The sequence below is a fragment of the Ruegeria sp. AI2 genome, assembly GCF_056541275.1.
The window spans coordinates 104,242-123,537 of record NZ_JBQFYB010000008.1 but is presented as its reverse complement, the minus strand read 5'-3'; the positions used below and the strand labels follow the sequence as shown (position 1 = coordinate 123,537).

At 59.9% G+C, this 19,296-nt stretch carries 23 protein-coding genes; 12 read left to right on the top strand and 11 right to left on the bottom strand.

All coding sequences use genetic code 11. The features are described from left to right. Window positions 1-10: 10 nt before the first annotated feature. The gene (locus ACR0LL_RS14695; protein ID WP_480587949.1) at window positions 11-826 is read left to right on the top strand and encodes an alpha/beta fold hydrolase; all 816 of its coding nucleotides are present in this window, start codon (window positions 11-13) and stop codon (window positions 824-826) included. Here ACR0LL_RS14695 and ACR0LL_RS14690 read toward each other — a convergent pair. From ACR0LL_RS14690 to ACR0LL_RS14680, 3 genes are read right to left on the bottom strand one after another with little or no spacing between them, the layout of a single operon-like run. Next, window positions 813-1,847 (bottom strand): threonine aldolase family protein, encoded by a 1,035-nt coding sequence (locus tag ACR0LL_RS14690; RefSeq protein WP_480587947.1) that lies wholly within the window; start codon window positions 1,845-1,847, stop codon window positions 813-815. The genes ACR0LL_RS14695 and ACR0LL_RS14690 overlap by 14 nt on opposite strands. After that, a complete protein-coding gene (locus ACR0LL_RS14685) occupies window positions 1,847-2,320 on the bottom strand; it encodes a YcgN family cysteine cluster protein (protein WP_480587945.1) in 474 nt (157 codons plus the stop codon). Before ACR0LL_RS14685 ends, ACR0LL_RS14690 begins: the two co-directional genes overlap by 1 nt. Further along, window positions 2,317-3,249 (bottom strand): bifunctional riboflavin kinase/FAD synthetase, encoded by a 933-nt coding sequence (locus ACR0LL_RS14680; protein WP_480475451.1) that lies wholly within the window; start codon window positions 3,247-3,249, stop codon window positions 2,317-2,319. Before ACR0LL_RS14680 ends, ACR0LL_RS14685 begins: the two co-directional genes overlap by 4 nt. Window positions 3,250-3,510: 261 nt before the next feature. On the opposite strand from ACR0LL_RS14680, the gene ACR0LL_RS14675 reads away from it, so the two are divergent. Then, window positions 3,511-4,092 (top strand): methylenetetrahydrofolate reductase C-terminal domain-containing protein, encoded by a 582-nt coding sequence (locus tag ACR0LL_RS14675; protein ID WP_480482268.1) that lies wholly within the window; start codon window positions 3,511-3,513, stop codon window positions 4,090-4,092. Beyond that, a complete protein-coding gene (locus tag ACR0LL_RS14670) occupies window positions 4,089-5,078 on the top strand; it encodes a methylenetetrahydrofolate reductase (protein WP_480475455.1) in 990 nt (329 codons plus the stop codon). The genes ACR0LL_RS14675 and ACR0LL_RS14670 overlap by 4 nt, the downstream gene beginning before the upstream one ends. A gap of 75 nt (window positions 5,079-5,153) precedes the next feature. Here the strand turns inward: ACR0LL_RS14670 and ACR0LL_RS14665 are convergent, their stop codons facing one another. The 4 genes from ACR0LL_RS14665 to ACR0LL_RS14650 all read right to left on the bottom strand — a co-directional run bounded on the left by ACR0LL_RS14665 (window position 5,154) and on the right by ACR0LL_RS14650 (window position 8,777). After that, window positions 5,154-5,597 carry a MaoC family dehydratase gene (locus ACR0LL_RS14665; protein WP_267362989.1) on the bottom strand — a complete coding sequence of 148 codons (444 nt, stop codon included), beginning with the start codon at window positions 5,595-5,597 and terminating at the stop codon, window positions 5,154-5,156. A gap of 101 nt (window positions 5,598-5,698) precedes the next feature. Continuing rightward, on the bottom strand, window positions 5,699-6,574 hold the full coding sequence (locus ACR0LL_RS14660; RefSeq protein ID WP_267362988.1) for a TIGR01459 family HAD-type hydrolase: 876 nt from the start codon (window positions 6,572-6,574) through the stop codon (window positions 5,699-5,701). Between the two features lie 191 nt (window positions 6,575-6,765). Then, entirely contained in the window at window positions 6,766-7,686 is a 921-nt protein-coding gene (locus ACR0LL_RS14655; protein ID WP_480475459.1) for a manganese-dependent inorganic pyrophosphatase, read from the bottom strand. Window positions 7,687-7,796: 110 nt separating this feature from the next. Then, on the bottom strand, window positions 7,797-8,777 hold the full coding sequence (locus tag ACR0LL_RS14650) for a TraB/GumN family protein (RefSeq protein ID WP_480587943.1): 981 nt from the start codon (window positions 8,775-8,777) through the stop codon (window positions 7,797-7,799). 110 nt (window positions 8,778-8,887) lie between these two features. Between ACR0LL_RS14650 and ACR0LL_RS14645 the strand changes: the two genes are divergently transcribed. From ACR0LL_RS14645 to ACR0LL_RS14620, 6 genes are all read left to right on the top strand, one after another. Beyond that, window positions 8,888-9,562: a DUF2161 domain-containing phosphodiesterase gene (locus tag ACR0LL_RS14645; RefSeq protein WP_480587941.1), complete on the top strand. Its 675-nt coding sequence runs from the start codon at window positions 8,888-8,890 to the stop codon at window positions 9,560-9,562. Between the two features lie 152 nt (window positions 9,563-9,714). Then, on the top strand, window positions 9,715-10,002 hold the full coding sequence (gene groES, locus ACR0LL_RS14640; protein WP_170536247.1) for a co-chaperone GroES: 288 nt from the start codon (window positions 9,715-9,717) through the stop codon (window positions 10,000-10,002). A 53-nt stretch (window positions 10,003-10,055) separates the two neighbouring features. Then, window positions 10,056-11,696, top strand: coding sequence for a chaperonin GroEL (gene groL, locus ACR0LL_RS14635; RefSeq protein WP_480587939.1), 1,641 nt, complete (start codon window positions 10,056-10,058; stop codon window positions 11,694-11,696). Window positions 11,697-11,942: 246 nt separating this feature from the next. Further along, entirely contained in the window at window positions 11,943-12,794 is an 852-nt protein-coding gene (locus ACR0LL_RS14630) for a DMT family transporter (protein WP_480587937.1), read from the top strand. Between the two features lie 29 nt (window positions 12,795-12,823). Continuing rightward, window positions 12,824-13,597 (top strand): alpha/beta fold hydrolase, encoded by a 774-nt coding sequence (locus ACR0LL_RS14625; RefSeq protein WP_480587935.1) that lies wholly within the window; start codon window positions 12,824-12,826, stop codon window positions 13,595-13,597. Continuing rightward, window positions 13,594-14,745 carry an alpha-D-ribose 1-methylphosphonate 5-triphosphate diphosphatase gene (locus ACR0LL_RS14620; protein ID WP_480587933.1) on the top strand — a complete coding sequence of 384 codons (1,152 nt, stop codon included), beginning with the start codon at window positions 13,594-13,596 and terminating at the stop codon, window positions 14,743-14,745. Before ACR0LL_RS14625 ends, ACR0LL_RS14620 begins: the two co-directional genes overlap by 4 nt. Window positions 14,746-14,810: 65 nt before the next feature. On the opposite strand, the gene ACR0LL_RS14615 is transcribed toward ACR0LL_RS14620, so the two are convergent. The 4 genes from ACR0LL_RS14615 to ACR0LL_RS14600 all read right to left on the bottom strand — a co-directional run bounded on the left by ACR0LL_RS14615 (window position 14,811) and on the right by ACR0LL_RS14600 (window position 17,419). Further along, entirely contained in the window at window positions 14,811-15,878 is a 1,068-nt protein-coding gene (locus ACR0LL_RS14615; protein WP_480587931.1) for a 5-(carboxyamino)imidazole ribonucleotide synthase, read from the bottom strand. A gap of 2 nt (window positions 15,879-15,880) precedes the next feature. Continuing rightward, window positions 15,881-16,636: an NAD(P)-binding domain-containing protein gene (locus ACR0LL_RS14610; RefSeq protein ID WP_480587929.1), complete on the bottom strand. Its 756-nt coding sequence runs from the start codon at window positions 16,634-16,636 to the stop codon at window positions 15,881-15,883. Next, window positions 16,633-17,118 (bottom strand): 5-(carboxyamino)imidazole ribonucleotide mutase, encoded by a 486-nt coding sequence (gene purE / locus ACR0LL_RS14605; RefSeq protein WP_480539325.1) that lies wholly within the window; start codon window positions 17,116-17,118, stop codon window positions 16,633-16,635. Before purE ends, ACR0LL_RS14610 begins: the two co-directional genes overlap by 4 nt. A gap of 76 nt (window positions 17,119-17,194) precedes the next feature. After that, the gene (locus ACR0LL_RS14600; RefSeq protein WP_267362973.1) at window positions 17,195-17,419 is read right to left on the bottom strand and encodes a YdcH family protein; all 225 of its coding nucleotides are present in this window, start codon (window positions 17,417-17,419) and stop codon (window positions 17,195-17,197) included. Window positions 17,420-17,582: 163 nt separating this feature from the next. Here ACR0LL_RS14600 and ACR0LL_RS14595 point away from each other — a divergent pair, with 163 nt between their 5' ends. From ACR0LL_RS14595 to ACR0LL_RS14585, 3 genes are all read left to right on the top strand, one after another. After that, complete coding sequence (locus ACR0LL_RS14595) at window positions 17,583-17,996, top strand: Hsp20 family protein (RefSeq protein ID WP_058275530.1); 414 nt, start codon at window positions 17,583-17,585, stop codon at window positions 17,994-17,996. A 5-nt stretch (window positions 17,997-18,001) separates the two neighbouring features. Next, window positions 18,002-18,226, top strand: a complete 225-nt coding sequence (locus ACR0LL_RS14590; protein ID WP_209504776.1) for a DUF1150 family protein — start codon at window positions 18,002-18,004, stop codon at window positions 18,224-18,226. A gap of 92 nt (window positions 18,227-18,318) precedes the next feature. Then, window positions 18,319-19,206 carry a PhzF family phenazine biosynthesis protein gene (locus ACR0LL_RS14585; RefSeq protein ID WP_480587927.1) on the top strand — a complete coding sequence of 296 codons (888 nt, stop codon included), beginning with the start codon at window positions 18,319-18,321 and terminating at the stop codon, window positions 19,204-19,206. Window positions 19,207-19,296: the final 90 nt, after the last annotated feature.

The window sequence follows — 19,296 nt, the reverse complement described above, 5'->3', positions numbered from 1 at the left end:
CAGGGCCGTGATGCAATCCGTTTTCGTCAGGCACTTGGGTGACGGGGGGCGGAAATTGCTCGCCCTCCATTGCACGATTGCGCATTCCGGTGCCTGGTCCGGTTTGGCCAGTGTGCTGGATGGCTGTGCGTCATTTATTGCCCCTGATATGCTGTCGCATGGGCGCAGCCCGGATTGGGACGGGCAAGGTGATTTCTTTGACGCAGTGACCAAACCGGCCCTGGCTGAATTGACCGAACCCATGGATGTAATCGGGCATTCCTTTGGGGCGATGATCGCGCTCAGGCTGGCGCTTGAGCATCCCGACCGTGTGCGCAGCCTGATCCTGATCGAACCCGTGTTCTTTGCAGTTGCAAAACAGGATGCGCCGCTGTTGTTCGAACAGCACGAACGGGACTCCGAGCCGGTCAATGCGGCCTTCGCGTCTGGTGACAAGGTTTTGGCCGCGCGCCTGTTCAACAGGGCGTGGAGCACGAAGATCAGCCCCAAATGGCCTGATCTGCCCGAGCGCACGCGGGCAAATATGGTGCGTGGAATCGATGCGGTTCCGGCTGTGCAGCCTGTGCTCTACGATGATCAGGCAGGGCTGCTTGACGCCGATCGGCTTCGGCGTGCATCAATGCCGATCCTGCTGCTGAGCGGGTCAGAGACGCCGCCGGTGATCCACGCGATTTGCGCAGGGCTGCAACGGCGCCTGCCTGATGCACGCAATGAACGCATCAACGGCGCAGGGCACATGCTGCCGATTTCACACCCTGATGAAACCGGCGCTTTGCTGCGGGCGTTCTGGCTGGCCAACGCCCCGTTGGGCGTTAAAGCAGATTGAGAAACTGATCGATCTCCGCCGCTCCGATGGACCAGTCGCAAACCAGCCTGCACGCGAGGTTTTCGTTTTCATCCTCGCCGTCCAGCTCTGCCCCCCAAAGGTGATAAACCGCGCCGGCCTCGTGCAGCTGCTTGTGCTTCGCGCGTGGGAATGAGGCAAAGATCATATTGGCCTGCGGTTCGTGCAGAAACGCGGCCCCCTTGGCGCGCAAACCCTCGGCCAAGCGGGCGCAGTTGTCATTGGCCTGACGTGCCATCTTCAGCCACAGGTCGTCTTCCAGATAGGCCGCCATCTGAGCGGACAGATAGCGGTGCTTGGAAAACAGATGCGCCCCGCGTTTGCGCCGCAACTCAAATTCCCAGGCTTTGCTTTCATCAAAGAACACCACCGCCTCGACACCCATCAGACCGTTCTTGGTGCCGCCAAAACTGACAGCATCCACACCTGCTTTCCACGTCATATCCGCCGGGGAACAGTTCAGCGCAACCAACGCGTTGGTAAAGCGCGCACCGTCCAGATGCACAGGCAGGCCGCACGTCTTGGCGACCCCGCACAGGGCCTGCAACTCTGCCAGCGAATAAACCGATCCGCGCTCGGTCACTTGTGTGATCGACACGGGTCCGCGCTGCGGCCCATGCACCCCGCGTGTTTCTTCACCCAGAATTGACCCGCGCAGCGCCTCAGGGGTCATCTTGTCTCCACCCGGAACCAGGGTCAGCTTGGCGCCGCTGTAAAACTCCGGTGCGTTGCATTCGTCCTCGTGGATATGCGCGACTGGGGAACAGAAGACCGTTTCCCAAGGCTTTGACAATGTTGCAAGGGTCAGCGAATTCGCGGCTGTCCCCGTCGCCACCAGATAGACCGCAGCACCCGGAGCCTCGAATATGCTGCGGATACGGTCGCGCACCTCGTTCATCAGCGTATCCGCGCCATAGGCCATCTGATAGCCCTGATTGACCTCGGCCAGCCTGGCCATGACCTGCGGATGAACCGGCCCGGAATTGTCAGACGCGAAATGCATCAGCTTGGCTCCTCGATTATGTAATCTTCCCACTCTTCCATGGGTGTCTCAAACTCGGACACTGTGCGCCCCTGAACCGAGATCCCGGCGGCATGCACACTGTCCGCTGTACCAGATATCAACGGGTGCCAGTCGTAAAGCGGTTTGCCTTCCCACAGCAACCGATACGCGCAGGTTTGTGGCAACCAATAGGCATGTTCGTCGATATTGTCGGGGGTCATGACGATGCATTCGGGCACGAATTGATGCCGGATGTCGTATTGTACGCAGCGGCAGCTTTCGTCATCCAACAGGCGGCACGCGACGCAGGTCAGGGCAACCTCGCCCGTGTCTTCATCTTCCAGCTTGTTCAGGCAGCATTTGCCGCAGCCATCACACAACGCCTCCCACTCGCGCTGGTTCATTTGGCGCAGGGGTTTGCGCTCCCAAAACCGGGCAGGCAGGCCCGTGCGTTCAATTGGATCAACACTCATAGGGTGGTCAATATACCGCGGGCCTGTTTGCAGTCGGCATCCATCTGCGTGATCAGACTCTCCAGCCCGTCAAATGTCATCTCGGGGCGCAGAAAGTCGATCAGACCCACCGACAGCGTTGCCCCGTACAGATCGCCCGAAAAGTCGAACAGGAAGGTTTCGATATTGGGCACCTGGCCGTTAAACATCGGGCGCACCCCGATCGAGGCCGCACCGTGATAGCTGCCTTTATGCGGCCCATCCAACACGTCCACCAATACGGCGTAGACACCGAACTTTGGAGGGTGCAGCCCTTCGATGGACATGTTCGCGGTGGGAAAGCCCAACTCGCGCCCGCGCTGCTCGCCCCCGATCACTTCGCCTTCGATCCGGTGCCAGTGTCCCAGCATCGCGGCTGCGTCCCGTGGTCGGCCGTCGCTCAGCGCGGTGCGAATGGCGGTTGAGGACACAACGTTTTCCGACCGTTCCATCAAAGGCGCAATCGTCACGCCGAACCCCATGTCCCGCCCGAACCGCACCAGATCCTGCGCCGTGCCGCTGCGGCCCTTGCCAAAGCAGAAATCGGCCCCCACCACGACATGCGACAGGCCCAGCCCGTCGCAGATCACGTTGCGTGCAAACTCTTCCGGCGATAGCCCTGCCAGCGCGGCGTTGAACGGCAGTTCATACAGCTTCTCTACGCCCAGCTTTTCCAGCCGGTGCGCCCGCGCATTGCCCCGCATCAGGCGGAACGGAGGCGTGTCCGGCGCAAAATACTCCCGCGGATGCGGCTCGAAGGTCAACACACCCAGCGGCGCGTCTGGCGCAGCATTACGGGCCAGTTCGATGACCGACTGGTGCCCCAAATGAACGCCGTCGAAATTCCCGATTGCCACGCTGGCGCCGCGATCTTCTGGCTGGACGAACTGGATATCCCGGATGATGTGCATAGACGATTGCGTAGCGGCGCGAGTCAATTTGTTCAAGCGGCAGTTTGAATTCCAAGAATGCGATCCTGTGAATGAGCCTTGAACATTTCGCTTGGCCGGGAAAATGCACGAGGCCAATCCAAGTATTTCATGCCAGCCGCCTCCAACCGCTTGATTCAAAAAAAACTCTGGGTTTAGACTGAAAATCCGGTCCCCTGGATTAAGGCGCACCGGATCAAAGCCCGGCCAGGTTCGAACGAACCCAGCACAGGAGGCAGACCCATGTACCGAATGCGACTGTTCGCGATTCGTCATGCCCGCACTTTCGAGTGGATCTATAAATGTGTCGAACGCGGCATGGTCGCGATGGACCCGCTATTTGCAAAGATCGGATATAACCGCGTCGAACGCCCCATCGCACTGGTCGAGAAGGGCGTCAAAACCCTGTTGTTCGATTGCAAGATGTGCGGGCAATGCGTGTTGTCATCAACCGGCATGTCCTGCCCGATGAACTGCCCAAAGCAATTGCGCAATGGCCCCTGTGGCGGCGTACGTCCCGGCGAGTTCTGTGAGGTGAAGCCGGATATGAAATGTGTCTGGGCCCTGGCCTGGAACGGAGCCAGCCGCATGCGGCACGGAGCCGACAAGATAAAAGAAGTTCTGCCACCGGTGGAGCACACGTTGAAAGGCTCGTCATCCTGGTTGCGGGTCAGCCGCGAGATTGCAGCGCACGAGCGCGAGACCCGGGATGCTGCCCGATTGGCGCTGGCCGAGGCATTCCCCGAAGCGCGCGAGAATGAACCTTCTGCGGCACCACTGGCCGCCGAACCACCCAACGCGATAAACCGGGAACTGAAGAAATGAGTGATACCCATCGCAACGAGGTGGAGCCGATTGGCTATGTTCCGGTTCCCCAAGGATATGTGTCGCACAGCCGGTTGGAAAAGGTACTCCGTTCAGGCCGTTTCGCAGTCACAGCCGAGTTGAACCCACCCGACAGTGCCGACCCCGAGGATGTTTTTCAGGCGGCCCAACCGCTTGGTGAAGTGGCTGACGCGATCAATGCAACCGATGCTTCGGGCGCGAACTGCCATATGTCGTCTATTGGGATTTGTGCCTTGCTGACGCGCGCGGGTTATTCTCCGGTCTATCAGATTTCCTGCCGAGACCGGAACCGGATTGCCATTCAGGGCGATGTTCTGGGGGCTGCGGCGTTGGGCGTCAGTAACGTGCTGTGCCTGACCGGCGACGGCGTCGGCGTCGGGGATCAGCCGGGGGCAAAACCGGTTTTCGATTTCGATTCCCTTACCCTGCTGCGGACGATCCGCACGATGCGTGATCAGGGAATGTTCCTTTCTGGTCGTAAGATCACGCGCCCGCCGCAACTGTTCCTTGGTGCTGCCGAAAACCCCTGCATACCGCCTTATGACTGGCGACCTGATCGTCTGGCAAAGAAGGTTGAGGCCGGGGCCGAGTATATTCAGACCAATTACATCTACGACATTCCGCTGTTCGAGAAATTCATGGCGCGGGTGCGCGATGCGGGACTGGACAAGAAAGTGTTCATCATCGCGGGCGTCGGCCCCATCGCGTCAGCGCGTGCGGCACGCTGGATGCGCAGCAATGTTCCCGGCATTCACATCCCCGATCAGGTAATCGAGCGGATGGAGAAAGCCGAAAAGCCAGCTGACGAGGGCAAGAAGATCTGTATCGAACTGATCCAGCAGATCCGCGATATCGCGGGGGTGTCCGGCGTTCATGTGATGGCCTACAGGCGCGAACACGTGGTGTCAGAGATCATTCTGGAATCCGGTGCGTTGAAAGGGCGAAAACGCGCCCGCCCGTCCTGAAAGGCACAGGCAAAAAACAGCGTCCAAACAAAAAAGGCGCCGGTCGGGCGCCTTTTGGATGGAAGTGTTCGCCGATCAGTCGAACTTGCGCGACGGGGCCAGTACCATGGCTTCACCGATCAGAACCTTCTTGCCCTCGACCGAGCAATGGCAATCCAGTTTGACGCGACGCTTGGAAAAGTCGATGTCGATAACTTTGACCTCGGCGTAAACCATGTCACCGGGGCGCACGGGGGCCAGGAACTTCAGTGACTGCCCCATATAGACCGTGCCATGGCCCGGCAGTTGTTCGCCAATCACGGCCGAAATCAGCCCAGCTGTCAGCATCCCGTGCGCGATGCGCCCTTCGAAGATTGTATCGCGGGCATAATCATCATCCAGATGCACCGGGTTCCGGTCTGTCGAGATCTGCGCGAACATCTCGATATCTTCGTCCGTCACCACTTTGCGCAGGTGGCGGGACATGCCCATTTCGATGTCTTCGATACAGATCGTTCCGCGTGGAAGATTGTCCAACATGTTGCCCTCACTCGAAATCGACCGAGAAAGAAAAAACCACTATCCGGCCTAGGTTGGCAACTTTATTACTTCGCAGTTGCAGAAAATCAAGTCTTTTCTTGCTATCTCAATCGACCGATTGTGTAGGTCGGGTTGATCTTTTCCCTTTCGATATAAGCTGTTAGGGATTCGTGATCCGGATGGTGCGACGTTTTTGTCTCGGCCGCCGCCAGCCCGCCCGAAATGAACAGGGAATCAATGCCTTCACCCATGCCCCCCAGAATGTCCGTATGGGGGCCGTCGCCGATCACCAGAATGTCGCTGTCCGGGATATCATGGCCCAGTTCTTGCAACCTGCGGCGCGCCAGATCGTAGATCGGCGGGTGCGGTTTGCCGAAATACAGGCTCTCGCCGCCCATCTCGGTATAGAGCTTTGCCAAAGCGCCGGCACACCATTCGCGCACCTCGCCGCGATCGACAACAATATCGGGGTTTGCGCATAGCAGCTTCATGCCCATCTGCTTGGCATAGAGGAAATCGGGGCGGTTCACGTCTGGGTCAGCCATCGGATCAAAGGGGCCACAGCAGACGATCCCCTCGGCCTCTCTCAGCGGGACACGTTCGATATGGATCGGGTGGTGCAGCAGTTTCAGTGGCTCGAAAAAGCCCGCATCGCGCTGCCATTCCCCCATGAAGTAAACCTTGTGCCCGACAGCGCCGCGGAACATCGCCGACCGCGCGGAATCGCCGCTGGTGGCGATGGTGTCATAGGCATCTGCGGGAACATTGAACTGCACCAGTTGCTCGGCCACACCCGCACGGGGTTTGGGCGAGTTCGTGACTAGCACGACAAGCCCCCCGTCCGCGCGATAGGCTTGAAGGGCTGCGACAGCTTCGGGATAGGCCGTGATTCCGTTGTGAACGCACCCCCACAGATCGACAAACAACGCTTTGTAGCGGGCAGAGATTTCGGACAGCGCGTGAACGATCTGGGTCATATGTGGCCTCAAGCTGAAACTGCACGAGCCTTATGACCGATTGGCAAGGGATTGGCCACCAATCGATAGGTGGCCACCCTGTATTTCATCTGTCGGGTACAGGTCTGCCCAGGCGCAATGCCGAAGGCGCAGACTCAGGACTAATAATGCAGGGCCTGTTTTACTCAGAACGACAGACCCCGCGTGTTTCTTCAGACCTTCAGGTTCGGAATGATCTGCTTTTTACGGCTCATGATGCCCGGCAGAACCACGGCGTCGCCATCGACGGATGCGCCAAAGCTTTTCTCGGCAACGGTTTTGACCAGATCGTTGGGCACCAGCAGAGTGGCTTCCTCGTTCAGGATATCGACGACGAACAGCAGCACCTGATCGACACCGTCTTCCTTGGCGACATCCACCATCGAACCCGCCAGGCTTGCCTTGCGGTCCAGAATGACGCCCGGCGCAGTGGTTTCCAGAACCGAAACGCGGAATTTGGTGCCATCGACCTCGTATTCCTTGCTGTCCATGCGGATCAGTTCGGCATCCGAGAAGGACGAGACATCCGATTTTGCCGCAAACATGTCTGCCGCGTAAGCCGAGATATCCAGCTCCAGCTCGGCTGCCAGCCGCTCAGCAACCTCGCGGTCATGGGGCGTGGTGGTGGGCGAGCGGAATTCCAGCGTGTCCGACAGGATGCAGGTCAGTGCCGCGCCCTTGATGGCGTCAGGCATCTTGGCCGCATCGTCACCCATCAGGTCGACCATGATGGTGGCCGTACAGGCCAGCGGGCGCACGGTGATGTCGATCGGGCCTTTTGTTTCCAGACCACCGACCAGCTTGTGGTGGTCGATGATGGCGCGGATGTCCGCGTCATTGACATTGGCGGGCAGTTCGGCGGGGTTGTTGGTGTCGACGATGACCACCGGAGTGTCCGCGGCCAGATCGTCCAGGATGCGCGGTTTGGGCAGGTCCCAGTTGTCCAGCATGAATGCCGCTTCGGTGTTGGGTTCGCCCAACAGCACGGGCTCGGCCTGCACACCTTTGATTTCGTTAAGGTACCACGACCACAGGATCGGCGAGCCTGTGGAATCGGTGTCGGGGGATTTGTGACCAAATACGAGCGTTGTCATGTCAGCGTCCTGCGGAATGGAAATTTGCGCGCCTTATAGGGCGGACAAACGTCCTTGTCACGCCACAGCAGCCCGTCTGCGACGCTTGGTCTGAAAACCGCTGAACCGGCTTAGAAAGCGGCGCGTGTCAGCGTGTATCCGGCCTGCTCCAGCTGGTTCAGCAAACCGTGATCGTCACTCAGATGACCTGCGCCGACCGCGATCACCGCTGTCTGATCCGTGATGGCCAGAATATGCTCCATCCACAGGGCATTCCGCTGGACCAGCATCTGCTGCTCGAACCCGTTCCATTCCTCATCGAAGACGTCCCGGCTCAGCCCGGATTCCTCGAACCCCTGCAGGCGGGCAAATTGTATGATCTCGGCGTGCTTTTCTTCCAGATATCCATTGGCCATGGTGGCCAGTTGATCGTTGCTTCCCATCATCGCCCCGGACAGGCGCACCAGTGACTCGACCTGCTGTTCCAGAGGGTGACTGTCGAACATGGCGATCAGGTCGTCGATACGTTCCAGCGAGTGTTGCGGAATGCCGTTTTCTGCGGCCAGATCGTTCAGGCGGGCGTCCATGCCGTAGGTCCCGTTCGGATCTTCCATCATGCAGGGCGGGATGCTCAGCATCATGCTCAAGAACCACGGTCGCATTTTGGCCGCCATCCAGCCGGGAATGCCGCGCTGGTTCAATGCGGTCGAGAATGCGGCCCAGTCTTCATCTCCCATCAGGTCGATCAGGGTCGGCCCGGATGTGATCATTACAGCGCTGAGATTATTGGCCAGGTTTTTTTCGAATTCGTCCATGTCAGTCTGGGTGACTTCGAAATAGAACGCGTCAGCCTTGCTCAGGTCCGGAGACAGGCGTTCAACCACCTTTTCCATGCGTTCGTCATACGTGTGCAGGGTGCCAATGATGTGCAGAACCGTGTCATCCTTGCGCGCAATCCAGTGGTTGCCTTCCGGAAAGGGGATGTCCGCCACCGCGCGCTGCAACTCGGCCCGCGCGTCATCCGACAGCTGCGGGCGCAGGTCCTGCCCATCGCACGCAGCCGCAGCCGTGATCGGGGCCAGTAGAAAAGCAAGAAATGTCAGCAGGCGCATGAACCCATCCGGTGTTGTGTCATCAAGGTGTTCCAGACATAGCCATGCCTGCGACCCATGTTCAAGCAACCCGTCTGGTATTCCTCAATAATCTGCGTAGCATAGGCCCCATGAACCGCGAGCAGGACCTCTATCCCCCGATCAAGGCGCTCTTGGAGCGTCAGGGATACACCGTCAAAGGAGAAGTGGGCGCTGCCGACATCGTCGCGATACGCGAAGACGAGCCGCCTGTGATTGTCGAGCTCAAGCTCAGGCTCACGCTGTCCCTGTTCCATCAGGCAATTGCCCGCCTGAAACTCACGGATCAGGTCTATATCGGGGTCAGCAAACCCACCGGGCGCACGGCCCGGCGGGCGCTCAGGGACAATCTGGCGCTGTGCCGCAGGCTTGGTCTGGGTCTGATCACCGTACGTTCCGATGGCACGGTCGAGGTGCAATGCGATCCGGGCCCCTATGCGCCGCGCAAGAACAAGGTCAGGGCGGCGCGGCTGCTGCGCGAATTCGACCGGCTGGAGGGCGACCCCAATTCCGGGGGCGCGACACGTCATGGGATCGTGACGGCCTACCGCCAGGATGCGCTGAAATGCGCGGCCTTTCTGGCCGAACACGGCCCGGCCAAAGGGGCCGAGGTCGCCAGATCGGTGGGTGTTCCGGTCGCCACCCGGTTGATGCGGGAAAATCACTATGGCTGGTTCGAGAAGGTTGAAAAAGGTGTCTACGCTCTTACCTCTGAGGGAACAGACGGCTTGAAACACTGGGCCTACAGCTGGGAACAGGTCGACTAGGCCGTTCTCAAAAAAAACCCAAACACCTTGTTGACTCGGCGTTTTAGACTCCCTAGCTATGCGTCGTTATCACTCACACACACCGAGTGCTAACGCCTCGTCGAACGGCGAGGGGAGGATAAACAAAACTTTGAGCCCAAGGAGCTGCAAAGATGGCATTGAAACCGCTTCATGACCGTGTGCTGGTTCGCCGTACCGAAAGCGATGAAAAAACCGCAGGCGGACTGATCATTCCTGACAGCGCAAAAGAAAAGCCCAGCGAAGGCGAAGTCGTCGCAACCGGCGAAGGCGCGCGCAAGGACAGCGGCGAGCTGATCGCAATGGCGGTCAAGGCTGGCGACAAGATCCTGTTCGGCAAATGGTCGGGCACCGAGGTCCAGGTCGACGGCGAAGAGCTGCTGATGATGAAAGAAAGCGACATCATGGGGATCATCGAGTAAGCCCGCGCTTTCTCTGATCTTCCACTAAACACATTTTCTCAAGGAGAAACGACATGGCTGCAAAGGACGTCAAGTTCGACACCGATGCCCGCAACAAGATGCTGAAAGGCGTCAACATTCTGGCGGATGCTGTCAAAGTGACCCTGGGCCCCAAAGGCCGCAACGTGGTTCTGGACAAATCCTTCGGCGCACCGCGCATCACCAAAGACGGTGTTTCGGTTGCCAAGGAAATCGAACTGGAAGACAAGTTCGAAAACATGGGCGCGCAGATGGTGAAAGAAGTCGCCAGCCGCACCAATGACGAAGCCGGCGACGGCACCACCACCGCGACCGTTCTGGCGCAGGCCATCGTAAAAGAAGGCCTGAAGCAGGTTGCAGCGGGCCTGAACCCGATGGACCTGAAGCGCGGCATCGACCTGGCAACCGCCAAAGTTGTCGAAGGCATCCGTGCTGCTTCGCGCGAAGTCAAAGACTCGGCAGAAGTTGCTCAGGTTGGCACCATCTCGGCCAACGGCGAAGCTGAAATTGGCCAGCAGATCGCGGACGCGATGCAGAAGGTTGGCAACGAAGGCGTTATCACCGTCGAAGAAAACAAAGGTCTGGAAACCGAGACCGATGTTGTCGAAGGTATGCAGTTCGACCGCGGCTACCTGTCGCCTTACTTCGTCACCAACGCAGACAAGATGATCGCAGAACTCGACGACTGCATGATCCTGCTGCACGAAAAGAAACTGTCTTCGCTGCAGCCGATGGTTCCGCTGCTCGAGCAGGTGATCCAGTCGCAAAAGCCGCTGCTGATCATTGCAGAAGACGTTGAAGGTGAAGCGCTGGCAACTCTGGTTGTCAACAAACTGCGCGGCGGCCTAAAAATTGCTGCTGTCAAGGCACCGGGCTTCGGCGATCGCCGTAAGGCCATGCTGCAGGACATCGCAATCCTGACCGGCGGTCAGGTGATCAGCGAAGATCTGGGCATGAAGCTTGAGAATGTCACAATGGACATGCTGGGCACCGCCAAGAAGATCGAGATCAGCAAAGACGAAACCACCATCGTCGACGGTGCTGGCGAGAAAGCCGAAATCGAAGCACGTGTTGCTCAGATCCGCACCCAGATCGAAGAAACCTCGTCGGATTACGACCGTGAGAAGCTGCAGGAACGCGTTGCCAAACTGGCAGGCGGTGTTGCCGTTATCCGCGTCGGCGGCATGACCGAAGTTGAAGTGAAAGAGCGTAAGGACCGTGTGGACGATGCTCTGAACGCAACACGCGCAGCCGTTCAGGAAGGCGTCGTTGTAGGCGGTGGTGTTGCTCTGGTTCAGGCCGGTAAAGCACTGGAATCGCTGAAAGGCGCGAACGCTGATCAGGACGCAGGCATCAACATCGTGCGCAAGGCCATCGAAGCGCCGCTGCGCCAGATCGCCGAAAACGCAGGCGTTGACGGTGCGGTTGTTGCTGGCAAAGTGCGCGAATCTTCGGATCCGGCCTTTGGTTTCAACGCTCAGACCGAAGAATATGGCGACATGTTCTCGTTCGGCGTGATCGACCCGGCCAAAGTTGTCCGTACTGCTTTGGAAGACGCGGCATCTGTTGCCGGCCTGCTGGTCACCACCGAAGCGATGGTTGCAGACAAGCCGCAAAAAGATGCGCCTGCTGGTGGCGGCATGCCCGACATGGGCGGCATGGGCGGCATGATGTAAGCACGTCGAATTCGCCTCGGCGAATTCTGACGACCCTGACAGGCGTTTGGCTGCGAGGTCAAGCTGTCGAGAGGGGAAGCCAAAGTGCTAATGGACGGGGTCGCCTTTTAGGCGGCCCCGTTTCATTTCCGATGGCCGCAATGCGGCCATGCCTCCGGCGGGAGTATTTTGGAAAAGATGAAGGCTGGGCCGCGTGTGCCCGAATTGTGAGTGTCCAACGCGCCGCCAAGTCGGTATGTGGTTGAAATGCGACTGTTCCTTCTGACCGCCCTGACCATGTGCGCCTTTGCGGCGAACTCCATTCTGAACCGACTGGCTATCGACAGCGCGTCCAGTGATCCTGCGGGGTTCGCCATTATTCGGGTTCTGGCGGGGGCGTTGGTTCTGGCTGCACTGGTGCTGCTGCGCAGAGGACATTTGCCCGTGCGCAACCGCAGGCGGTTTATCGGGGCGGGGTCGCTTTCCCTGTATATGATCGGGTTTTCCATTGCCTATCTGACGTTGGATGCGGGGCTGGGCGCGCTTATCCTGTTTGCTGTTGTGCAGATCACCATGTTCGCCGCCACCGCCCTTGCCGGGGCCAAACCCACCCGGCGACAGCTGGCCGGGGCAGGGATTGCACTGGGTGGTCTGGCCTGTGTTCTGTGGCCCACAGGAACAGTGCAGGTCGATCCAACCGGAACCGTTTTGATGATTGCAGCCGGGATCGGCTGGGCAGCCTATTCACTGGCCGGGCGGTCCGAGCCTGATGCGTTGCAGGGCACGGCCGCAAATTTCATCGTCGCGCTGCCGGTGACCGCGCTGGCCCTGACGGCCACAGGGGCAGAGTGGCACATGACCGGATTGGGCTATCTCCTTGCGGCCTTGTCAGGTGGCGTGACCTCGGGTCTGGGATACGCCTTGTGGTATCGCGTTCTGCCCCAGCTGGCACCTTCGACGGCGGCAGTCGTCCAGCTCAGCGTGCCGGTGATCGCGATTGTGGGCGGCGTGGTGCTGTTGGGGGAAAGCGCGGGTGTGCGGCTGCTTGTTGGTGCGGCACTGGTTTTGGGCGGTATCGCGCTGGCTGTCCTGCGACGTCAACGTGGGAAGGGCTTTTAACGCAGGCGCACAGGCTTTATCTGGCGGGTATGAGAATTCTGATCGCCCTGCTTTGTTGCCTTTTTCCCGCCGTGGCCAGCGCAAAATGCGTTGTCCTGCTGCACGGTCTGGCCCGGACCGAGGCGTCATTCAGCGTGATGGAACAACTGTTCAAAGCGAATGGCTATTCCGTCGTGCGCCCCGGTTACCCATCGACCGAAATCGGCATCCCCGAACTGGCCGAACAAACCATCCCGCAAGCATTTGCAGCCTGCGGCAGTGACACCGTCAATGTCGTTGCGCATTCCATGGGCGGCATCTTGTTGCGATACTGGTTGCAGGACCACAGCCCTGAAAACATGGGCCGTGTCGTCATGCTGGGGCCACCCAATCAGGGTAGCCAGCTGGTCGATGAACTCAGCGCGTGGGAGGTGTTCGGATACCTGAACGGCCCGGCCGGACTGCAACTGGGTACGGGCCCGGATGGTATTCCCAGCCGCCTGCCGCCCGTGGATTTCGAACTGGGTGTCATCGCAGGTGATCAGTCCTTGAACCTCGTGTTTTCATCTCTGATCGACGGCCCGGACGATGGCAAGGTGTCGGTCGAATCCACCAAGGTCGAAGGCATGGCCGATCATCTCGTCTTGCCGGTGACCCACACCTTCATGATGAACAACCCGCAGGTCATGGCACAGGCTTTGCACTTCATCGAATTTGGTCGGTTTGATCCGCAGATCACTTGGCTGGATGGTGTGATGGACGTAATAGACGAGATCTGCATCGGGCAAAATTGCTCGGAACCGGAGGCGGAGCCATCAGAATGACCACATTGGATCTGACATTGACCGGTGCCGAGGTTCTGCTACCGGATGAAGGGCTGTCACGCGCAGACCTCTCTATTGCGGATGGGGTCATTCAGAAAGACGCAACCGGGCGGCGGATTGACCTGACCGGGTTTCTTGTTCTGCCAGGTATTGTCGACTTGCACGGCGATGGGTTCGAACGCCATATCGCCCCACGTCGCGGCGCGATGAAGCAGATGAATGAGGGCATTCTGTCGGTCGAGGCCGAACTGGCCGCCAACGGCATCACCACAGCCGTTCTGGCGCAGTTTTACAGCTGGGAAGGCGGCGTGCGCGGCCCGGACTTTGCCGCGCAGGTGTTTGCGGCCATCGCAGCGGTCAAGGGCAGCACGGTCACCGATCTGATCCCGCAATTGCGGTTTGAGACCAATATGCTAGCGGATTACGACGGGCTGGCCCGTCGCATCGCCGATTGGCAGGTGCCATACGTGGTCTTCAATGATCACCTGCCGCATGATCGTTTGGCACAGGGCAAGAAACCACCGCGCCTGACCGGGCAGGCATTGAAGGCCGGACGCAATCCGGAAGCGCATTTTGCGATGCTGCTCGGCATGCACGCCCGCAAGGCTGAGGTTCCGGCCGCGCTAGAAGCGCTCTGTTCGGACCTTGCGGACATGGGCGTGCGTCTGGGCAGCCACGATGACGCAACTGCAGAGGCGCGCGCTTGGTGGCGCAGCCAAGGGGTGCGTATTGCCGAGTTTCCCGAAAAGCTTGAAGCCGCCGAGGCCGCGCGCGCTGCTGGGGATCACGTCATTCTCGGCTCGCCCAATGTGGTCCGCGGTGGCTCGCATAAGGGCAACGCCAGCGCGGTAGAGCTGATCGCCATGGGGCTCTGTGATGCGCTGGCCTCGGATTACCATTATCCCAGTCCACGCCGCGCGGCGCTGATGCTGGCCAAAACCGGGCTGCTGGATCTCGCAGGGGCCTGGGCGCTGATCTCATCCGGCCCCGCGCGGGTGCTGGACTTGCAGGACCGGGGCACGCTTGCCGCGGGCAAACGCGCCGATCTGGTAATCCTTGATGCAACCACTCACCGGGTCGCCGCGACATTGGCGGGCGGGCGCTTCAGCTATATGTCAGGGGATATCGCGGTGCGCTTTGTGGGGTGAAACCAGACCGGCTTCACCTTTTTCCAAATACTCTCGCCGAAGGCATCGCGCCGCAGCGCGATATTCTACCGCATGATCCGGTTGAAATGTCCCATCTTGCGACCGGCCTTGACCTCGGCCTTGCCGTAAAGATGCAGCGCGACGTCCCGTTCGCGCGCCAGCTCGGGCACACGGTCCATATCGTCGCCAATCAGGTTCTCCATCACCACATCCGAGTGGCGCTGCCCGTCGCCCAACGGCCAGCCCGTCACCGCGCGGATGTGCTGTTCGAACTGATCCACGGCGCAGCCATTCTGCGTCCAGTGGCCCGAATTATGCACGCGCGGCGCGATCTCGTTCACGATCAGCCCGCCGGGTGTCACGAACAGCTCAACGCCCATGACACCGACATATTCCAGCGCGTTCAAGATATTGGCCGCCAGCAGGATGGCATCGGTGCGCTGGGCGGGGGACAGTCGGGCAGGAATGGTGGTGGTGTGCAGGATGCCGTCGCGGTGCACATTCTCACCCGGGTCAAAACAGGCCACCTGACCGTCCAGCCCCCGCGCTGCAATGATCGAAACCTCGTGTGAGAAATCAACGAACCCCTCCAGAAGGGCAGGCGCATCAGCCATATCGGCCAGCGCGGCCTCGGCATCCCGGGGGGTGCGCAATCTGGCTTGTCCTTTGCCGTCATAGCCAAAGCGGCGGGTCTTCAGGATGGCGGGCGTGCCGATTTCTTCGATGGCCGCATTCAGGCTGTCCAGATCGGTGATATCCGCAAACGGAGCCGTTTTCAGGCCAAGCCCTTGCAGGAACGTCTTCTCGGTCAGGCGGTCCTGACTGACCCTCAATGCCTCACGCCCGGGACGAATGGGGCGATGGGCTTCCAGAATATCCAATGCCTCGGTCGGGATGTTCTCGAACTCATAGGTGATGACGTCCACCGCATCGGCGAAGGCCGTCAAGGCGTCGATATCGTCGTAGGCCGCTGTCGTAACCCGATCCGCAACCTGCCCGGCAGGCGGGTTTGCGCCCGGCTCGTAGATGTGGCTGACAAACCCCAGCCGAGAGGCCGCCACCGACAGCATCCGGCCCAGCTGGCCGCCACCCAGAATCCCGATCACTGCACCTTGGGCGAGCATCTCCGCCATCGTCAATTCTCCAAACGTTTTCCAATTGCGCCAAGCGCCGCTCTCAGCGCCTCATGCGCGCCCTGTTCGATCAGGGTGCCCGTCATTTGCAGGCTCAAAGTACCTTCGGTCGCCAAAGCGTCGCGCTCCTGTGCCAACCGCCCGGCTGTGCCTTTTTCCATCGCGGCGAGAAAACCCGCCATCAACTGCGTGGTATAGAACTCGGCCCCGTCCGCATCGCCGGTTACGTCACCCAGCCATTCGGCCCCGGTGGCCATCAGATCCAGAATGCCGGGAACAATGGCACAAATGGCAAAATGCGCGTTCAGCGCCGCCTCATCCGCAACCTTGACCACTGGGTTTTCCGGCTCAAACAGCTCGGCCAGCAAGCGGTCATTGCCGAACGCCGCCATCGGACAGCCGCCGGACTGCAAGAACCCCAGCGGGATGGTTTGGACGAAATCCGACGCAGGGGCGCAAAGCTTGGCCAAATCCTCGGCGGAAACGGCCGCCATAACTGACACGACCTGCTGATCGGCACGAAAGGTCAGGGGGGCCAGAACCTCGGCCGCAATATGCGGGCGCAGGCACAGGAACACGATGTCCGAGGCGTCAATCACCGCTTGCGGAGGCGCGATAGTCACGCCCAGTTCGGCCTTCAGGGCGGTCGAGACCTCGGCGTTGCGTTCTGTCACGCTGATCTCATGCCCTTTGGCGGCCATCAGCCGCGCAATCGGCGCGGCGATATGCCCGGTGCCGATAAACCCGATCCGGCTCATCCCAGCGGTTCCTCGGGGATCGAGGCGGACAACGCGTCACGCCAGGCATCCAGCCGCGCGGCCAGGGCTTCATCCTGCAAGGCCAGAATGCCCGCTGCCATCAGGCCCGCATTGGCTCCGCCAGCCGACCCAATTGCCATGGTCGCCACCGGAAAGCCCTTGGGCATCTGCACAATGGAATACAGCGAATCCACCCCCGACAGGGCCCGCGTCTGCACAGGCACGCCAATCACCGGTACGCGTGTTTTCGAGGCCATCATGCCCGGCAGATGTGCCGCTCCGCCAGCGCCCGCGATGATCACCTGCAACCCGCGTGATACGGCGGTCTTGCCATAGTCCCACAACCGGTCCGGGGTGCGATGGGCCGAAACGATACGCGCCTCATAAGCGATGCCCAGTTCATCCAGAATATCTGCGGCTTCCTTCATCGTGGGCCAGTCCGACTGGCTGCCCATGATGATCCCCACTGTCACATCGCTCATCCGCTTACGTCCCCGTGCTCAGAAAGAGCGCGCACTATAGCCAAATCCGCTTTTGTGGCAATGCGGTACAGGGCTTTCAGGCAATGATATCGGGGGTCAGGCGGTCTTCGATCAGGCGGATGAAGTCTTTCAGGCGCAGTTTTTCCTTTTTCAGACGCCGAAGGGTCAACTGATCAGCCGTTCCTTTTTCGTGCAGCGCCTCGATCGCCTCATCAAGGTCGCGGTGCTGGCGGCGAAAAACCTCCAACTCAACCCGCAGAACTTCTTCGGTTTTCATTGAAAGGTCGGTGGGCGCGTTCATCGGCGACTCGGGCTTGTTGTGGTGCTTGCCCAACAAGATAGTGTGTCAGACGTTATCGCGCCAGACCTTGTGGACATCCTGTTTTCTTCCCATATTCTATAACAAGCGGTTGCCGGAACGGGACCGCGCACCACGTCGCTTTGACAATAAAGGACGAAAATACGTGTCGAAACTTACTCTTGGCTCATACCCGCATCTTTTGGGGTTCGAGCAGCTGGAACGCCTTCTGGAACGGTCTGCCAAGGCCGGTAATGAAGGATACCCGCCCTATAACATCGAACAGACCTCGGACTTTTCCTACCGCATCACCCTTGCGGTGGCCGGGTTCGCCGAAGAGGATCTGTCGATCACCATCGAGGATCGCCAACTGGTGATCCGGGGCCGTCAGCGCGACGACAGCGAGGGGCGCATCTTCCTGCACCGTGGCATCGCGGCGCGTCAGTTTCAGCGCATGTTCGTGCTGGCCGACGGGGTCGAGGTGGGCGAGGCGATCATGGAAAACGGTCTTCTGCATGTGGATCTGACCCGCGCCGTGCCGGAAACCGTGGTTCAGACAATCAACATACGGAAGGGGTAAGAGCAATGAATACACCGATTGAAATCAACACCGAAGGCGATCGTATCGTCTATGTGAAAACAGTCGACGTTGCCGATCTGCCGCGTGATCTGCGCGATCAGGCAGGTGATCTGGATCACCTTTATGCCGTGCACGATTCCGATGGGCAGCAACTGGCGCTTGTGGCCGACCGCAAGCTGGCCTTCGTTCTGGCCCGTCAGCACGATCTTTCACCTGTGGCCGTTCACTGAACGGCCCCTTTGTCCGGTGGGGCTGAAACGTTCCCCGCAACACACGCGCATCGGCGAAACTGCCGCTTTTAACCTGTAACGGAGCCGACTGCATGAGCTGGTTTGAATTCGACTGGGTAGACGCCTTCACCAATCGTGCATTTGGCGGCAACGGTTGTGCCGTGGTCCACGGCGGCGCGGGTCTCTCGGCCGAGGTCTGCATGGCCTATGTGCGCGAAACCTCTCTGGTCGAATGCACATTCACCGGCCCGTCCGACGTGGCCGACATCCGCGTCCGTTATTTTCTGGCCAGCCGTGAAATTCCCTTTGCCGGTCATCCGACGATTGCCACCGTAGCGGCGATGCGGTCGCGCGGCATGATCTCCAGCGATAACCTGACGCTGGAAACCGGCGCTGGCATCGTTTCGATCGGATTGCAGGGCGAACAGATTGAAATGACGCAGGTCGCCCCGCAATTTGGTGCGCATGTGCCAGCCGATCTGGTGGCAAAGGCGATCAGCCTGCCGCAAGAAGCCATCATCTCGCCACCCCGGATGGTTTCAACCGGCTTGCCCTTCTGTATTACCGTTCTGCGCGATCATGACGCTTTGCGCGCGGCCCGCCTGTCCGAGGACACGCTGCGCAAAGTGGCTGCGACGGCAGGGTATTCTGGCTCGGACATGGCCGAGCCGTTTCTTGTGACGCTCCAAGGGGCCACCGACGCGGGCGATACGTTCTCGCGCCTGCTCATGGCCCCGCCCAGCCCGCCCGAGGATCCGTTTACCGGGTCTGCCACCGGGGCCATGGCGGCCTATCTGTGGAAATATGGGCTGATGACCAAAGACAGTTTCGTTGCGGAACAGGGTCACGATATGGGCCGCCCCGGTCAGGCTGTTGTCAAGCGCGTTGGCCCCACCGACGCGATGACGGGAATCAAGGTTGCCGGTCAAGGGCACATCCTGATGCGCGGGCAGGTGGATCTGCCACAAGCCACCCAGTAGCCGAACCGTTCCCGTCCCCAGGGACTGCCCGGAACGCCTCAGACTATCAAAACAAAAACGGCCCCCGAGAACCGGAGGCCGCGGCATTCA

Bases quoted from the DNA above. Each gene is read 5' to 3' on its own strand.
- ACR0LL_RS14695 (WP_480587949.1), top strand. From the start codon at position 11: ATGCAATCCGTTTTCGTCAGGCACTTGGGTGACGGGGGGCGGAAATTG.
- ACR0LL_RS14690 (WP_480587947.1), bottom strand. From the start codon at position 1,847: ATGCATTTCGCGTCTGACAATTCCGGGCCGGTTCATCCGCAGGTCATG.
- ACR0LL_RS14685 (WP_480587945.1), bottom strand. From the start codon at position 2,320: ATGAGTGTTGATCCAATTGAACGCACGGGCCTGCCTGCCCGGTTTTGG.
- ACR0LL_RS14680 (WP_480475451.1), bottom strand. From the start codon at position 3,249: ATGCACATCATCCGGGATATCCAGTTCGTCCAGCCAGAAGATCGCGGC.
- ACR0LL_RS14675 (WP_480482268.1), top strand. From the start codon at position 3,511: ATGTACCGAATGCGACTGTTCGCGATTCGTCATGCCCGCACTTTCGAG.
- ACR0LL_RS14670 (WP_480475455.1), top strand. From the start codon at position 4,089: ATGAGTGATACCCATCGCAACGAGGTGGAGCCGATTGGCTATGTTCCG.
- ACR0LL_RS14665 (WP_267362989.1), bottom strand. From the start codon at position 5,597: ATGTTGGACAATCTTCCACGCGGAACGATCTGTATCGAAGACATCGAA.
- ACR0LL_RS14660 (WP_267362988.1), bottom strand. From the start codon at position 6,574: ATGACCCAGATCGTTCACGCGCTGTCCGAAATCTCTGCCCGCTACAAA.
- ACR0LL_RS14655 (WP_480475459.1), bottom strand. From the start codon at position 7,686: ATGACAACGCTCGTATTTGGTCACAAATCCCCCGACACCGATTCCACA.
- ACR0LL_RS14650 (WP_480587943.1), bottom strand. From the start codon at position 8,777: ATGCGCCTGCTGACATTTCTTGCTTTTCTACTGGCCCCGATCACGGCT.
- ACR0LL_RS14645 (WP_480587941.1), top strand. From the start codon at position 8,888: ATGAACCGCGAGCAGGACCTCTATCCCCCGATCAAGGCGCTCTTGGAG.
- groES (WP_170536247.1), top strand. From the start codon at position 9,715: ATGGCATTGAAACCGCTTCATGACCGTGTGCTGGTTCGCCGTACCGAA.
- groL (WP_480587939.1), top strand. From the start codon at position 10,056: ATGGCTGCAAAGGACGTCAAGTTCGACACCGATGCCCGCAACAAGATG.
- ACR0LL_RS14630 (WP_480587937.1), top strand. From the start codon at position 11,943: ATGCGACTGTTCCTTCTGACCGCCCTGACCATGTGCGCCTTTGCGGCG.
- ACR0LL_RS14625 (WP_480587935.1), top strand. From the start codon at position 12,824: ATGAGAATTCTGATCGCCCTGCTTTGTTGCCTTTTTCCCGCCGTGGCC.
- ACR0LL_RS14620 (WP_480587933.1), top strand. From the start codon at position 13,594: ATGACCACATTGGATCTGACATTGACCGGTGCCGAGGTTCTGCTACCG.
- ACR0LL_RS14615 (WP_480587931.1), bottom strand. From the start codon at position 15,878: ATGGCGGAGATGCTCGCCCAAGGTGCAGTGATCGGGATTCTGGGTGGC.
- ACR0LL_RS14610 (WP_480587929.1), bottom strand. From the start codon at position 16,636: ATGAGCCGGATCGGGTTTATCGGCACCGGGCATATCGCCGCGCCGATT.
- purE (WP_480539325.1), bottom strand. From the start codon at position 17,118: ATGAGCGATGTGACAGTGGGGATCATCATGGGCAGCCAGTCGGACTGG.
- ACR0LL_RS14600 (WP_267362973.1), bottom strand. From the start codon at position 17,419: ATGAACGCGCCCACCGACCTTTCAATGAAAACCGAAGAAGTTCTGCGG.
- ACR0LL_RS14590 (WP_209504776.1), top strand. From the start codon at position 18,002: ATGAATACACCGATTGAAATCAACACCGAAGGCGATCGTATCGTCTAT.
- ACR0LL_RS14585 (WP_480587927.1), top strand. From the start codon at position 18,319: ATGAGCTGGTTTGAATTCGACTGGGTAGACGCCTTCACCAATCGTGCA.